Source organism: Pseudochrobactrum kiredjianiae, assembly GCF_030362795.1.
Classification (GTDB): Bacteria; Pseudomonadota; Alphaproteobacteria; order Rhizobiales; family Rhizobiaceae; genus Pseudochrobactrum; species Pseudochrobactrum kiredjianiae.
This window is the reverse complement of sequence record NZ_JAUCBM010000009.1, coordinates 58,946-75,192: the sequence shown is the minus strand read 5'-3', so window position 1 is coordinate 75,192 and position 16,247 is coordinate 58,946. Positions and strand designations below refer to the sequence as shown.

Annotated in this window: 13 protein-coding genes; 1 reads left to right on the top strand and 12 read right to left on the bottom strand. The window is 51.8% G+C overall.

What is annotated here, in order from left to right; genetic code table 11:
- Positions 1-27 precede the first annotated feature (27 nt).
- On the top strand, positions 28-1,683 hold the full coding sequence (ggt, locus tag QUF18_RS15430) for a gamma-glutamyltransferase (protein WP_289388142.1): 1,656 nt from the start codon (positions 28-30) through the stop codon (positions 1,681-1,683).
- Between the two features lie 330 nt (positions 1,684-2,013).
- On the opposite strand, the gene QUF18_RS15425 is transcribed toward ggt, so the two are convergent.
- The 12 genes from QUF18_RS15425 to QUF18_RS15370 all read right to left on the bottom strand — a co-directional run bounded on the left by QUF18_RS15425 (position 2,014) and on the right by QUF18_RS15370 (position 16,246).
- Entirely contained in the window at positions 2,014-3,270 is a 1,257-nt protein-coding gene (locus QUF18_RS15425; RefSeq protein WP_289388140.1) for a hypothetical protein, read from the bottom strand.
- A 226-nt stretch (positions 3,271-3,496) separates the two neighbouring features.
- Positions 3,497-5,305: an ABC transporter ATP-binding protein gene (locus QUF18_RS15420; protein ID WP_289388188.1), complete on the bottom strand. Its 1,809-nt coding sequence runs from the start codon at positions 5,303-5,305 to the stop codon at positions 3,497-3,499.
- Between the two features lie 542 nt (positions 5,306-5,847).
- Positions 5,848-5,997 carry a cytochrome bd-I oxidase subunit CydX gene (cydX, locus tag QUF18_RS15415; protein ID WP_289388139.1) on the bottom strand — a complete coding sequence of 50 codons (150 nt, stop codon included), beginning with the start codon at positions 5,995-5,997 and terminating at the stop codon, positions 5,848-5,850.
- Between the two features lie 48 nt (positions 5,998-6,045).
- Positions 6,046-7,191: a cytochrome d ubiquinol oxidase subunit II gene (cydB, locus tag QUF18_RS15410; protein ID WP_289388137.1), complete on the bottom strand. Its 1,146-nt coding sequence runs from the start codon at positions 7,189-7,191 to the stop codon at positions 6,046-6,048.
- Entirely contained in the window at positions 7,191-8,795 is a 1,605-nt protein-coding gene (locus QUF18_RS15405) for a cytochrome ubiquinol oxidase subunit I (RefSeq protein WP_434547424.1), read from the bottom strand. The genes cydB and QUF18_RS15405 overlap by 1 nt, the downstream gene beginning before the upstream one ends.
- Before the next feature lie 411 nt (positions 8,796-9,206).
- The gene (gene cydC, locus QUF18_RS15400) at positions 9,207-10,913 is read right to left on the bottom strand and encodes a thiol reductant ABC exporter subunit CydC (RefSeq protein ID WP_289388136.1); all 1,707 of its coding nucleotides are present in this window, start codon (positions 10,911-10,913) and stop codon (positions 9,207-9,209) included.
- Positions 10,910-12,730, bottom strand: coding sequence for a thiol reductant ABC exporter subunit CydD (gene cydD / locus QUF18_RS15395; protein ID WP_374807192.1), 1,821 nt, complete (start codon positions 12,728-12,730; stop codon positions 10,910-10,912). Before cydD ends, cydC begins: the two co-directional genes overlap by 4 nt.
- A 38-nt stretch (positions 12,731-12,768) precedes the next feature.
- A complete protein-coding gene (locus QUF18_RS15390; protein WP_289388135.1) occupies positions 12,769-13,350 on the bottom strand; it encodes a GbsR/MarR family transcriptional regulator in 582 nt (193 codons plus the stop codon).
- 139 nt (positions 13,351-13,489) lie between these two features.
- Positions 13,490-13,843 carry a monovalent cation/H(+) antiporter subunit G gene (gene mnhG, locus QUF18_RS15385; RefSeq protein WP_289388134.1) on the bottom strand — a complete coding sequence of 118 codons (354 nt, stop codon included), beginning with the start codon at positions 13,841-13,843 and terminating at the stop codon, positions 13,490-13,492.
- The gene (locus QUF18_RS15380) at positions 13,840-14,121 is read right to left on the bottom strand and encodes a K+/H+ antiporter subunit F (RefSeq protein WP_289388132.1); all 282 of its coding nucleotides are present in this window, start codon (positions 14,119-14,121) and stop codon (positions 13,840-13,842) included. The genes mnhG and QUF18_RS15380 overlap by 4 nt, the downstream gene beginning before the upstream one ends.
- On the bottom strand, positions 14,118-14,600 hold the full coding sequence (locus QUF18_RS15375; protein WP_289388131.1) for a Na+/H+ antiporter subunit E: 483 nt from the start codon (positions 14,598-14,600) through the stop codon (positions 14,118-14,120). Before QUF18_RS15375 ends, QUF18_RS15380 begins: the two co-directional genes overlap by 4 nt.
- Positions 14,597-16,246, bottom strand: a complete 1,650-nt coding sequence (locus tag QUF18_RS15370; protein ID WP_289388184.1) for a monovalent cation/H+ antiporter subunit D — start codon at positions 16,244-16,246, stop codon at positions 14,597-14,599. Before QUF18_RS15370 ends, QUF18_RS15375 begins: the two co-directional genes overlap by 4 nt.
- Position 16,247 lies beyond the last annotated feature (1 nt).

Here is a 16,247-nt window from a genome sequence, read left to right as displayed (position 1 = left end):
TTTTAAAAATAGTATAAAGGGTTTGATATGATTAACGCTGATGGACCAAGAACCGGCAGACCAGCGGTTTTCGCCAAACGCGGTATGGTTAGCTCCCCGCACTATCTGGCTTCCGCTTCCGGCGATAACATCTTGCGTCGCGGCGGTAGCGCCGTTGACGCGGCCATTGCCATCAATGCTACGCTCTGTGTGGTTTACCCGCATATGGCCGGTCTTGGCGGTGACGCATTCCTGTTGATTGCAGGCGGCAAAGCCACTGAAATTGAAGCCATTGAAGCAACAGGTCCTGCTGCCAAGCTTGCAACCCGTGAGTTCTACAAAAAGCACGGTCACACTGACCAGATCCCGATGCGAGGTGCATTGGCAGCGCTTACCGCTCCAGGTGTTGTGGACGGCTGGCGTCTGGCACATGAGCGCTACGGCAAGCTGCCTTGGGCAGATCTCTTTGCCGATGCAATCCATTATGCCCGCGAGGGTATGGCAGTGAGCCGCTCCCTTGCGGATTGGCTGGTAACAGATGAAAGCATCCTCAATGCCGATGCCAATATGGCACGCATTTATCTACCAAACGGCAAGCCACAGCGCGACGGTGAGTTTATGGCTCAGCCGGAACTGGCAAAGACGTTTGAATATCTGGCGGAACATGGTCCGCGCAAAGGCTTCTATGAAGGCCCTGTTGCACAGGAAATGGCTAAATCGCTCGAAGCACAAGGTTCGCCGCTGCGCTACGAAGATTTTGCCAATTATCATGCCAATTGGGCAAAGCCGATCACTTCGACCTATCGTGGTTATGATGTTTATCAGCTGCCACCGGCAACACAGGGTTTTGCAGCACTGCAAATTCTGAATTTGCTAGAGCAATATGATGTCAAATCATGGGGCTACAACACAGCGGCCTATTACCACCACATGGTAGAAGCTGTTAAAGTTGCCTTTGCTGACCGTGACGAGTGGCTGAGTGACCCGAAACATGTCAAGATTCCGCTCGATACATTCCTGTCCAAGGACTATGCGGCAAAACGCAAACAGCTCATCAATGATGACACTGTGCGCGGCTTTACCGACATCGAACCGGGTGTGAAATTCGACGGCGAGTTCGAACATCGTGCACCGGATGGCGATACGGTTTATTTCTGTACTGCTGACGCAGACGGCATGATGGTCTCCAACATTCAGTCGATTTATCACGACTTCGGCGCTGCTGTGATTGCCGGTAATACCGGCGTTATTATGCAGAACCGCGGCTCGTTCTTCTCGCTGGATGCCAACCATCCAAACACGCTGGAACCGGGCAAACACACCTTCCACACCATTATACCGGCCATGCTGATGAAGGATGGCAAGCCAGTAATGGCCTATGGCACGATGGGCGGCGAAGGCCAGCCACAGACACAGGCTGCGATGCTCACCCGTATGCTCGACTTCGACTTCAACGTGCAGCAAGCAATTGAAGCACCGCGTTGGCTGATGGGTCGCACATGGGGTACGGTATCGCGTGATCTGGTGCTGGAGTCACGCACGCCGGAGGAAGTTATCCGTGAACTGCGCCTGCGCGGTCATCCGGTTAAAATGGCCAGCGGCTGGGAAGGTACACTTGGTCATGCCCAAGCAATCCGCAAACATGCCGACGGCTACGAAGGCGGTGCTGACCCGCGCGGTGACGGGACTGCAATCGGATTCTAAAGCCAACAGGTGACAAATAAACGGCGATGAAAGGCAATGTCCGATATGGGCAAATCCTCTCACCGCCGTTTTCATATTGATGTGCATGCGATGTTCATTAATATCATTACATAAGTAATGCTAATCAGCCACGCACAGTTTTGATGCTAGAGCGCCGTGTGCCAAACTTGGCACACGGCGCTCTAACAGTTTAAAGTTAGAGCATAATATTACCCTAAACGGATCCAAGTTTAAGGAATTATGCTCTAGCGCCGTCAAAACGAACTAGTAGACCACCGATCATCGGATAGCCTGCAAATTTGAGAGGTGAATTATAGTAATACCAATATTTCACTCATCACCCTTAATTTGCTTAAATGAACAAATTTCATCCAAGCGTGACGAAATCTCTTCTATGAGTTCTTTCAAAATAAACAGCTGGCTACCATTAACGGCATCTGTTGAGCCGTTTTCTATCCGGCCAGCTGCGAGATTGGTCATTGTACGATTAATCACATCATGGCTGTGGCTACCAATACTGATGGTGCCTTTTGCAACAGAACCGGCAAATGTATAAGCATGTCCGGCAACCGTCATCCCTTCGGTTGAAACAACCTCGTCAGTGGAGCTGTTGGCACCAAGCGCAATACTAAAATCCCCATGCGCCTTGCTATGAGCGCCGATTGCCGTGCTAAAATCACCATAGGCACGGCTATTCGAACCCAAAGCGGTACTGTTTTCAGCAGTCGCTTTGCTATTATGGCCGGAAGCGGTAGCCCCTTCACCAGAAGCTCTGCTGTGTGCCCCCAGTGCCGTTCCACTTTCAGAGGAAGCTTTACTGCTATAACCAAGAGCCGTACTGAAGTCACCGGAAGCTGCACTGAAACCACCAGCCGCAGTTCCGCCTTCGCCGGTAGCAGCGCTGCTACCGCCTGAGGCTGTACTGTTCTCAGCCGAAGCTTTACTTCTATAGCCATGCGCTGTGCTGAAATCGCCGGAAGCAACACTGCAATGGCCGGTCGCAGTACCACCTTCACCGGAGGCACCACTAATGCTACCTGTTGCTATACTGTTTTCACCTGTCGCCTGACTATTATAACCATAGGCAGTACTATAATGCGCTGTTGCGATACTTGTACTGCCAGTTGCAGTCGTGAAAGATGCCGAAGCCCTGCTACTATGGCCGAATGCAACGGCACCCTCGCCGGAAGCGTGACTTAAACTGCCAACCGCTGCCGTAAAACTGGCCGAGGCCTTACTGTCCTGACCAAGTGATGTTGCACCTTCACCGGAAGCAATACTGATACCCCCAATCGCAGTACTGTTTTCACCTAATGCGTGGCTCTCAGAACCAAGCACCGTGCTAAAATTTGCTGAAGCCATGCTTTTATAGCCAATGGCGGTGTTCTTATGACCAATAGCGGAACTGAGTGTCCCAAAAGCAGTACTGAAATTCGCCGAAGCCAAACTCTTATATCCGGTGGCTGTCGCGCCAACACCAGTCGCTGCGCTGTCGATGCTCAGTGCTGTACTGTAATCACCTGTGGCAGAACTTCCTGTGCCAAATGTTGTGATTTCAGCATTCATTTGCGAGGAGACTTCATCCATTATAGCATAAATCCAATTATAATATAAATATCACTTATACTTAAAATAAATATCATAAAATATAGTGTAATTATTATTACAAAAGGGAGGACACTTCTTCCATAAAGACGAAGAAATATCCAAATAGTGTATATTAATCCGCACCACGCTCGGTCGCACGCAGTATTGCGTGCAAAGGTGTAGAGGATGCTATATGCGGAGCCTTGCACAGGCTCCGCATAAGATTTTACGACAGAATAACGTCTTCCAGCCCTTTGGTCAGTTCCAGCGCCTGTCGTTCAAATAAACGGCGATAAATACCTTTAGACTTGCGGATCAACGCATCATGATCGCCTTCTTCAACGATTTTGCCTTTATCGAATACCAGCAACCGGTCGAGAGCACGCACAGTCGACAGACGATGTGCAATCACCAGCGTCGTGCGCCCGACCATCAGCCGCTCCATTGCCTGCTGGATCAGCACTTCAGATTCTGAATCAAGGCTTGAGGTTGCCTCATCCAGAATAAGGATCGGTGCATCCGCCAGAAAGGCACGGGCAATCGCCACACGTTGACGCTCACCACCAGAAAGCTTCACCCCACGCTCGCCAACAAGCGTAGAGTAGCCTTTCGGTAGCCGGTTAATAAAGTCATGCGCGCTTGCCAGCCGCGCCGCCTCTTCAACCTCTGCCTGTGTCGCACTTGGTCGTGCATAAGCAATATTCTCAGCCAGCGTGCGGTGAAACAGAATAGGTTCCTGCTGCACAATGGCAATTTGCGAGCGGAGTGACGCCTGCGTCATGTCAGCAATATTCTGCCCGTCAATCAGGATTGCACCGCCGCTCACATCATAAAGACGCTGAATAAGCTTCACGAAAGTCGTCTTGCCCGAACCGGAATGACCTACAAGACCAACACGCTCACCGGCATCGATCTTTACCGAGAAATCGCGATAAAGCGGGTCCTCATGATTGCCGTAATGGAAGGTCACATTGTCAAAACTGATCTCACCATTTCCAATCTGAATGGCAGGTGCATTCGGCTTATCTGCAATGCCGTAAGGCTCCGCTTCAATCTGCACCAGTTCTTCCATATCATTGACCGAACGCTGCAGATTACGGATATGCATACCCACATCACGCAGATAGCCCTGCAACATGAAAAACGCTGTCAAAACAAAGGTAATGTCACCGGCAGTCGCTTTACCTTGACTCCAGAGATACAGCGCAAAAGCAATCACCACACCACGCATCACCAGCAGATTAGCGCCTTGAATAAAACCATTCAGCGTACCAATCAGCCATGTACGGCGTGTGCGTCCGCGCCACTTAGTGACAACTTTTTCAAGTCGCGCATCCTCACGCGCCTCAGCACCAAAAGCTTTGACTACCGCATTACACGAAATTGCATCCGCTAATGCGCCACCCATGCGTGTATCCCAGCTATTCGCCAATGTTGCAGCAGGCGCAACAAAGCCGAGCGAAATCACAATGGTACAGACGATAAAAAGCACAGAGCCAATCGCTACCAGCAAGCCCATCATCGGCCAGTACCACGAGAGCAAAGCCACAGAACCCACCAGCATCAACAGAGACGGCATCAAAGCAATAATCAGCGTATCATTCAGCAGATCAAGCGCCCACATGGCGCGTGATACTTTACGCACCGTTGATCCGGCAAAGGCATTGGCATGCCAATCCGTTGAAAAGCGCTGCAATCTCGCGAAGGCGCTGGCAGCCATATCACTCATAATATTCAGTGTGAAATCGGTAATCACATAGAATGTCAGCTGTCGGGTAATCAGTGCAACAGCACCCAGCACAAGCAAAACGACCAGTGCTTCAATTGCTGCGGACAATGCGGAGTCGCTGCCCAATGACAGCGCATCAACTAACCGGCCGGAATAAAGCGGCGTCAGAACATCCGCTGCGGTTGCCAGCATCATACCAAATATCATCAGACTTAAACGCACAGGCTGTTTCCGCCAATGCGCAAAAGTGTAGCCAAGAACATTGCGGAACGCAGGCCCGCGGAAATTTATTCGAAACCGGGTCATATTAATCATACCAGCCCGCGCGAAGACGGGGTCTGGTTCCTTTAAAAGAAAAAAGTGCAGCTTTTCAGCCACGGCAAATAAGGAAGTTTATAAAGACACCCTTTCAGGGAGGGCGGACAGGTCTTGGCCTGTCAAACGGGCCAAGAACCTAAAGCTTGGAAATGCCCGCATAAACACCGGGCACCGACGGAAATGGATAGGATCGCATCTCTTACCTCTTGCCAGTGTTTCAGATGAAATCAAGATAAATGAGAAAATAGTTTTGCCAAGGTGCAAAATACGAAATTTTATTTACATCGCAACAAGTGTGGCAAAAATACCAGTTCGCCATCGCAAGTTCTTGCAAGCAATAATAGTATGACCAATGCATTTTGCATTTAAGTTGAATGACTCGAAATGCTCTGTCTTTTGTTTCTGCGCATGTCTTTGCCCAAAACCGGTGTCCGCGTTTAGAAGACAAGCTGTAAGTCATATAAAAGCAAAAACACCGGCCTGAACATTCAGGCCGGTGTTCTGTATTTCAGCACAACATCAAACAAATACTAAACAGCTTTGTCTGCTCTCTGCTCTGCACCGCTCTGTGCATGTTCTTTACGCTTGGCAGCATCATCCATCAGCTCGTACCACATAGCATTAAGCACTGCGAAAGCTGCTGCGAGAGGGAGTCCTAATATCCAGGCAAAATACCACATTTAAAGCCTCATCATAAACAGGAAACGGGAGTGATTAGAGATACCATTTTAATAATGCCCCTCTTCCATATCGCTTTCCGTGACCTTGCCGCGCAGCACATAATAAACCCAGCTTGTATAGAGCATGATGATCGGCAGCATGATGCCGGTACTAATCAGCATGATAAACAAGGTCAGATGGCTGGATGAACTGTCCCACACCGTCAGACTGGCACTTGGATCCAGTGAAGACGGCAGGATGAACGGGAACATCGCCACACCAACCGATGTAATCACCCCGAAGATCGAAAGCTTTCCGAACAGCAAAGCTGTGCCGGGACGGTGCAACCACAAGGCCAGAATGACCAGAAACGGCGCAAACAGTCCCAAAGCCGGAATTGCCCAGAGAGCCGGATATCGCAGATAATTGGCAAGCCATGCGCCTTGCTCCACCACAGCAGTTTTATACAGCGGGTTGGAAGGTCCATTCGGATCAATCTCACTGGTAATGCGGTAGCCAAGACCGGATTTCCAAAGATAAAAACCGGCAGCTCCATAGAAGACGACAGTCAGCAGAGCAAAAACTGTGCCGTATTTTCTGGCACGCTCTGCAATTGTGCCGCTTGTTTTAACGCAGAGCCACACACAGCCATGCATTGCCAGCATAATCACCGACATTAAGCCTGCGAGTAATGCAAAAGGGTTCAGCAATGCAAAGAAGGAACCTTCATAGAAGATCATCATGTCGTCGTTAATACGGAACGGTACGCCGAGCAAAACATTGCCGACAGCCACACCAAAAATCAGCGATGGTACAAAACCACCTATAAACAACGCCCAATCCCAACTGGTGCGCCATAAGGTGCTTTCTCTTTTACTACGGAATTTAAAGCCCACAGGCCGCAGGATCAGTGCAAAGAGAATGATGAACATTGCCAGATAAAACCCGGAGAATGACACCGCATAAAGCTGCGGCCATGCCGCAAAAATTGCGCCACCGGCCAGAATGAGCCAGACCTGATTGCCTTCCCAGACCGGCTCAATGGTTTCGAGCACCATCCGGCGCTCCAGATCGGTACGGGCAACAAAAGGTAGCATGGTTTCAATACCCAGATCGAAACCATCCATCGCGGCAAAGCCGATCAGCAGCAGACCCAGTAACACCCACCAGATCAGACGCAAAGTTGAATAATCGAGAAGTTCGGACAAAACCATTATTTTGCCTCCCCTAATGTGGCTGGTTTACTCGGTTCCGGCTTTGCAAAGGGCGCTGAAACCGGTGCATGATCCGGTTGCGGTCCGTTGCGGATCGCCCTTATCATCACGCCCATCTCAATAATGAACAATGTTGAGTAAATCAGAATAAATCCGGCCAGCGAGATCAGCACCGTTACCGGACTGAGATTGGAAACAGCCACTGCCGTTGGCAGCACGCCTTCAATGCTCCATGGCTGACGCCCGAATTCCGCAACCAGCCAGCCCATTTCGGCGGCAAGCCAAGGCAACGGGATCGAAAACACTGCAACCCAGAGCAACCAGCGATGCTTATCCAGTTTTCTGCGTGCGGAGAGGAAGAAGAATGTCCCTGTTAGCAGCAGGAAATACATGCTGAGCGCAACCATCACGCGGAACGCGACAAACAGCGGCAACACACCCGGCACCGTATCATTGGCGGCTGCCACGATTTGCTCATCTGTCGCCAGACGCGGATCATCAATATATTTCTTCAGCAATAGGCCATAACCCAAATGCTCGCCATATTTTTCAAAGGCTTGGGTCGCTTCAACAGGTGCGGTTGAGCCACGTGGCGTCGCTTTGATTGTTTGCAGGGCATCATAGGCCTTCATACCGTCACGGATACGATCCTGTGCTTGCACAACCAGCTGATTAATGCCCGGAATTTCAATAGTCAGTGAGCGTGTACCAATCAGCCCCATCACATAGGGAATATGAATGGCATAATGCGTCACACGATTTTCCTGATCGGGCAAACCGATCACCGTGAAAGAAGCCGGTGCAGGCTCTGTATCCCACATTGCTTCAATCGCAGCCATTTTCATGCTCTGGTGGTCGGAGGTTAGATACCCGCTCTCATCGCCGAGGACGACAACTGACAAGGCACCTGCCAGACCAAAAGATGCAGCAACTGTCATGGAGCGTTTGGCAATCTCCAGATGGCGGCCTTTGAGCATATACCAAGCCGATACACCGAGAATAAAGATCGAAGCCGTGACATAACCGGCGGAAACCGTATGTACCACCTTCGCCTGCGCCACCGGATTGAAAACCACGGCAAAGAAATCAGTAATTTCCATACGCATGGTTTCAGGATTAAACCGCGAGCCGACCGGATTTTGCATCCAGCCATTGGCCACCAAAATCCACAAAGCGGAAAGGTTAGAACCGATCGCCATCAGATAGGTGACAGTCAAATGGCCAATCCTGGAGAGACGATCCCAGCCGAAGAAAAACAAGCCGATAAAGGTCGCTTCAAGAAAGAACGCCATCAGCCCTTCCAGCGCCAGAGGTGCGCCAAAAATATCGCCGACATAATGGCTGTAATAGCTCCAGTTCATGCCGAACTGAAATTCCATTACCACACCGGTGGCGACACCGGTGACAAAGTTAATACCAAATAATGTACCCCAGAATTTCGTCATTTGCCGCCAGATCAGGCGTCCGGTCATCACATAGACCGTCTCCATAATCGCCAGCAGAACTGATAATCCGAGTGTCAGGGGCACAAATAGAAAGTGGTACATGGCGGTGACTGCAAATTGCAGTCGGGATAGTGAAACAATATCTAGTTCCATCATCATCCGCCGCGGGGGCGCGGCGCTCCTGTTGAGCGCATTATGATCAGAAACAGGGGCGTTTCCGGCCAGAATGCGCGTTAAATCAGACAGTCTGTGTCTCCGGCACGAATGCCGGAAAGGTCTGTGAGATACTTGCAGGCGGATACGTAAACTGATGTCTTCCAGAATATACGAATTCTAAGATTCAAGATACAAATATCCGCTCCCGCCAGAGATACCGGCAGGTTGTAAGAGTTTCACAGTATGGGGATGAAAGCGGCGCTTGGGAGAAAACCGCTTTCAATATCAGATTATGTGATCTGCTTTTGCCAGATCAGCACTCCGATAATGCGTCAAAATCGTGCTTCAAAAGCAGCCTCCTTTTCAAAGGCGTCGGTGTCAGCCTGTCCGGCGATGGGGCCGGACAGGCCATTGTTAAACTTGTCTCAGCGTTTCCAGAATGGCTGAAAATTCCGGTGTGTCTTTCAGAGCTTCAACCGTCATACGACCATTGCTCATCACTATAATACGATCCGCAATTTCGGCCTCGCGGCGCAAGTGGGTCGCTATAATCATCGTACGGTTTTCAGTGTCTGATCCACCACTGGCTTGCGCCAAACTCTGCAAAATGTCCTGTGCAGTGGCCTTATCAAGACCTTCAGTTGGCTCATCGAGCAACCAGAGCGGCGTATTGTGCAGAAATAACCGTGCCAATGCGAGACGACGTGCCTGACCGCCGGACAGGCCAAGCCCACCCTCGCCGAGCATCGTTTCCAACTGCTGCGGCATCTCTGTTACTGTCTCAGACAGACCTGCCAGTTCCAGCACTCGCATCAATTCAGCATCACTCGCCTGCGGTTGTGCCAAACGCAGATTTTCCGCCAGACTATCCTGAAACAATTGCGTTTTCTGCGTCAGCAGCGTTGCCGCATCATGGCGTACGATACCTGATGTTTGTGCCATTTCACCGGCCAGCAGTGCCATAAGCGTCGATTTTCCTGTGCCGCTGGTTCCGACAATGGCCAGTTTTTCACCCTTGCGTACAGTCAGATTGATATCCTGCAACACCAGAGGCGCATTGTCCTCATAGCGCATATCGACGTGTTCAAGATAAACGGCATCCTGCGGATTGGCCGGTTGTACCGGCACATAGAAAGACGGCTTCGTATTATACCGATCGCCGACACGCTGTGCTGCCATCAACGTGCGACCAAGCTCCATTGCGCCACGACGCAGCGCCGCAAAAGGCTCCATTGCACCCAAAGCCATCAGCAAAGCGAATGCCGCAACGGCAGGCGAAATCACACCCGCTTCTGCAAGCCAGACACCGCCCAGTAACGCAACACAGAGCAGCAGCACACTGGCAATGCCAAAACCGGCACCGACGGAAACTTCAATGCGGTTGAGATGATCATCAGCATTGGACAAACGCTGATCTGCCACGCAGATACTGACGCTTTGTGCTTGTAAACGTCCGGCCATCAGCAAATCTGTCTGGCCGGAAACCAGATCAATACTGCGTGCGCGCACAGCCTCCACAGCCTTGGCGCGGCGGCGCATCGGCTTCATCGCCCAGAGTGCTGCAACCACCGGCAGACCAAAGCCCGCAACAAGCAGAACAAGCACCATCGCCAGCGAGAATGTTGAATCGATCAGCCAGAAGGCAACACCGACAACCAGCATGGTGACAAAAGCCGCTGCAGCAGGAACCAGCACCCGCAGATACAAAGCATCGAGAGCATCAATATCTGCGGTCAGGCGGAACAGCAGGCGGCTTGGGCGGCGCAGCAGTGTTTTGGCGGCCTGTGGTGCTGCCCAGCTACGGAACAGTTTCTCCCGCATCGCCGCCAGTACGGCCAATGTCGCATCATGCGTCACCAGTCGCTCGGCATAGCGCGATGCTGTACGCAAAATCGCCAGCAGACGAATACCCGCAGCCGGTGCAAAAACATCAAAAGCCAGAGCTGAGGCCGTTGCCAGACCGGCGATTGCTGTGGCCGTGATAAACCAGCCGGACAGACCTAGCAGCAGAATACCGCATAGCACTGTCATCGCCGCAAGCAACATGCCAGCCCATAATTTAGCGCGTTTCTCAGAGAAGAAAAGTGTCAGAACGGGTTTAAGAACTGCGAGCTTTTTCATTCTGCTGCCCTCCGCTCTGAAGTTATTGAGACGATTTCATCATTGCTATCCGCATGAATATGCAGGCTCTGCGCGTCGGTGGCTTTATCCACACGGATCACCCGTCCCATTTTGCGCGCCAGTTCTTCGTCATGGGTTGCAACGATCAAAGTCTTGCCCTGCGCCATTGCCAGCAAACCCTGCGTAGCCTTGGCAGCAGTCTCACTATCCAGATGCGCGGTCGGCTCATCGGCAAAGATAATCTCCGCGCCGGATTTCAACGCAGCCCTTGCCAGAGCCAGACGCAAGCCTTCACCGCCGGACAAGCCAGTGCCATTTTCACCAAGATCAGTGGCGGCAGCCGCTGAAGCAACGCTATCGAGTGCCGCTGTTTTTAAAGCACCCTGCACATCATTCAGCGTAAAGCTATCACGCCCCAATGTAATATTCGCACGGACAGAACCGGAGAAAATATGCGGTTTCTGCCCGATCCACGAGACTTGTTCGCGCAAGATTTCAGCACTGTTTTGATCCAGCACTGTGCCGTTGATCAGCACATCGCCATTGCGCGGTGCAATCAGACCCGCCATCATCGCCAGAATTGTCGATTTACCGGCACCACTTGGCCCCAAGAGCGCCACATGCTCGCCTTTGGCAATCGCCAGATTAAAGCCACTCAGCAATTCAGCTTCATCGCTGCTGTCATAATTGAAATCGACATCACGCAGACAGATAGCATGGTTGTTATCTGCCTCTTCTTCAGATTGTGAGGAAGCGCCTACAGCGGTCAGGCGCATGCCACCGGCGCTGATATTTTCCAGTGCGTCAATTGCCGCTTCACCGGCTGCACGGTCATGCCAGACGGCCGATAGTTCACGCAGTGGCTCAAAAAATGTCGGTGCCAGCAGCAGAATAAACAGCCCCTGCCCCAGTGTCAGCGTCGCGCCCCATGCACCAAAGTTCAGTTCGCCGAGCAGATGGAAACCGATGTAAACCGCGACCATGGCCACGCCCAGTGCCGAGAAGAGTTCCAACACCGCCGAGGACAAAAACGCAATCCGCAGCACAATCATGGTTTTTTCGCGCAGCGTTTCCGCATTATTGCGCAGCCGTTGTGCAGTCAGATCAACAGCATGGAATGTACGAATGGTGGCAAGACCGCGCAAACGGTCGAGCAGAAATCCGTTCATCTGCCCCATTTCTACCAGCTGCTCTTCACTCGCAGCTTTGGCGCGATAACCGATCAGCGCCATAAAAACCGGAATAAGCGGAGCAGCAACCAGCAGAACCAGTGCCGCCGCCCAAGAATACCACAGAACCGCAGCAAGAAAGACAAATGGTACTGTCATGACTTTCATCTGTACTGGCTGATAGCGCGACCAATAGGTCACGATCATCTCGGCCTGTTCTGCCAGAATACTTGCCGCCTCACCCGATGCCGCACGATTGCGATCCAGCGGGGAGCGGGCTGCCAGAGCTGCCACAGATTTTGCACGCAAATCAGACAATGCCGTGCGCGATGCTTTATAAGCAATGCGCTCACCGGCACTTTGCATGGCTGTTCGCAACAGGCCAAGTGCAAAAATACCGGCAGCAATCATCAGCAAATTGCTGACTTTACCGCTGACGGTCAGTTCATTGATTGCATAAGCCATCAACCCCGCCTGCGGCAGCCAGATCAGCGCTACCAAGGCCTGCAACCAGCTGCCTTTGCGTAAATTTTCCGGCTGCGGCCTTCTTTTACGACGGCGCACAGATGGTTTTGCAGCGCCAGCAGCATTATCGCTGTCAGTCGCTGCAATCATTTCGGAGGCGGGATTTTGCCGGGGCGCTGCCATATTAGGGGGACGTGCAGCGGAACCGGCTAATGTTTCACTCAATCCGATTGCCCCTCTTTTTTCTGCGGCCGGCTACGGCCCAACGAAACAATCTTATCTTTAGCTTCCAGAAAACGCGTGACTTTAGAGCCCATGCTCAAAAGCATGGTCAGTCGTTCCGTTTCCAGAGATTTAACATCATCATACCAGTTGGTCAGACGCTCGATCAGACCATGCATATCGCTCATACGTGTTTGCGCAAATGCATCACTCTCTGTGGACGGCTTTTCCATGAGAATTTCACGCAGCACGCTCAGGGTCGGATCGACTTCACGCTTTTTGCGCTCTTCAGCGAGTGTGCGCAGAATTTGCCAGACATCGCCCGGTGTTGAGTAGAAATCGCGCCGGTCACCCGGAATATGCTTTAGCAGCACCAGATTCCAGCCTTGCAGTTCACGGATACCCATAGACACATTTGACCGTGAGACGCCGAGCCCCTCCACGATCTGATCAGCACAGAGCGGATCTTTAGAAAGATAGAGCAAGGCATAAATCTGCCCGACCGTGCGGTTGATACCCCAGCGGCTGCCCATTTCACCGAAGTGAAGTACAAATGATTGTACGGTTGGTGACAATTCCAATTCGACTGCTCCCGTATTTCCTGAACTTTCAGAAATTACTGAAATTCAGATATTATTATTGTTGCTCCTCCGCAACCCGCAAAGCTGGTTTGGACAATAAGTCGCAACACAAATCAGAGAAGGGACAAGCCCAAAATCGCTAATAAAGATCGGTTGATGTCGGCAATTGCCTGCTATCATCCGTTTTATCGCGATGCATGGTCGCCCGCGTCAATAGCATCAGTGTTACCGGCGTTGTCACAAACACAAAAGCGGTAATTAACAGTTCATGCAAAACCGGACGCGATTGCAAGACCGTAAAGAAAATAATTGATGCAATAAGAATGCCGCCGACCCCAAAAGTTGTGCCAAGTGTGGGGGCGTGAATCCGTTCATAGAACAATTTAAAGCGGATCAGACCGATGGCACCGATCATTGTAATAAGTGATCCGATCAGTAAAAACACTGAAACGACGATCGCAGTCCAGAGAGGAAGCTCAGCTGTATGGTTCATTCGATCACCTCGCCGCGCATCAGGAATTTTGCCAGTGCCACGCTGGAAACAAAGCCCAGCAGGCCAATGACGAGTGCTGCTTCAAAATAGATCGACGTACCGGTGCGGATGCCGAATGTGATAAACAGCATCATCATTGTTGCATAAAGCGTATCCAGCCCCAGTATACGATCTTGCGCGCGCGGACCGACAATCAACCGGTAGGCGGCGCAGATCAAAGCCACACTCAGACAAAGCTGCGATATCAGCAGCGCCCATGACAAAATCACTGTGCTCATGTGAAAATCTCCATCAGCAGGCGTTCATAATGCTGTTTAATGACCGCACGAAATTCGTCCTCGCCCGCCTTGTCCAGAATATGGATCAGAAGAACGCCTGTTGCCGGATTAAAATTAACCCATGCGGTGCCGGGTGTGGAGGTGACAATACAGGCCAGAATGGCCAGCGGAAGACGTCCGCGCAATTGCAGGCTAATGGTTACAAAACCGGCTTTGCGCTCTTGTCGGTCAAACAGAATGATCTTGATGACCGCCACATTCGACCAGAAAATATCAACAATTACCCGCCAGATTAGCTCGATAATTGCCCGTAGCGAGCGCACGCGCACCGGTTCGGGATCAAGTGAGGTAAACGCCAGCCCTGCACCTGCGGCAACAAAAAAGCCGAGAATGGCATGTCCCGGTGTGAAACCGCTCAGCAACAGCCACATCACCCAGAAGCTTAAAGACAGAATAGGATGGGGAAACAATGATCTCATTGTGCGTCTCCCTTCGCAGCCGGTGTCGTGCTGATCATCGGCTCAAATCCGGCTGACCGTTTTGCATCCAGCACATGATCGATATAATTATGCGGGCGATGCAGTGCCTGTGCCGTAGCATCAAGATAACGCATCACCGGTGCTGCCTGAATGGTCAGCGCAAGGCACAAAAACAGCAAAGCTGCGACGGGCACCAATTCGATCACCAGTACACGTGGTACATTGCCTTCCATTGATGCCCAGAAAGTACGGATACCAGAGCGCGACATCGCAATCAGTGCTGCAACGCCGGAAAGAATAATCAGCGCCACATAGACCCAGCTTGCCGCTGAAATCGGTGTATCTGTGCCCATGCCAGCCGGATTAAACAATGCCGACAGCAGCGAAATTTTTGCAACAAAACCGGAGAACGGCGGCAGGCCGATCAGCAAAATCGCGCTGACGGCAAAACAGGCTCCGAGAATAGCAAGTGTCGCGGGCAGCACTGTGCCGACTTCATCTTCCTCTTCTTCTTCTTCGTCACCATAGGCTTCAATCGTCACTGCAAGCACGTTCGCGGCGGCATCCTGTCCGCGCTCCACCAGCTCGATCAGCAGAAAAAAAGCCGAAATCGTCAGCGTTGAGCTAACCATATAAAACAGCGCACTCCCCGTAACCGCCACATTGCCGGTGCCGATGGCGGCCAGCAATGTACCGGACGACACCAGCACACTATAACCGGCAATGCGCCCCAGTGCCTGCGAGGCCAGCACCCCGATCAGACCGAAAGCGATCGTCGCCAAACCGATATAAAACAGCGCCGCATCCCCAAAACCAGCCGTTCTCGGCGTCAATTCACCAAAGAACAACAGGGATAGTCGCAGCAGCACATAGATGCCGACCTTGGACATGATCGCAAACAATGCTGCAACCGGTGCGGCCGCAGCCGTATAGGTTGTCGGCAGCCAGAAGTTCAGCGGCCATGCTCCGGCTTTCACCAGAAAGGCTGTGCCGAGAATTGCACCACCGGCCTGCAGGAACATCAGGTCTTCTGCGGGTACTTCCGGAATACGCTGTGCCAGATCGGCCATATTCAGCGTTCCGGTCACCCCGTAAATCATGCTGACACCGATCAGGAACAGCGATGATGCCGCAAGGTTGATAGCAATATAATGAAGCCCGGCTTTAACGCGGGTTGCACCCGTTCCGTGCAAGACCAGCCCGTAAGAGGCAGCCAGCAGCACTTCAAAAAACACAAACAGGTTGAACAGATCGCCGGTCAGGAATGCCCCGTTCAGCCCCATCAGCAACAGCTGGAACAGGGTGTGGAAATGCGAACCGACTTTGTGCCAGCGCGCCAGTGAAAAGCAAAGTGCAGCCAGTCCGAGAATACTGGTCAGCAACACCATCATCGCCGAGAAGCGATCCAGCACCAGCACAATAGCATAGGGTGCAGGCCAGTTACCGAGCAAATAAGGGATAACACGGTCGTCCGGCGTATTCGCCATATTGACCAGCATAATCGCCACGACAAACAACATAAAAGTCGCAACAATGCTGATCGCGGATTTCAATACACGGCGGCGCTCATCATAGAGCAGCAACAGTGCGGCAGTTACCAGCGGCAGCAAAATGGGCGCAATAATCAGATGGTCTTGCCAATTCAGC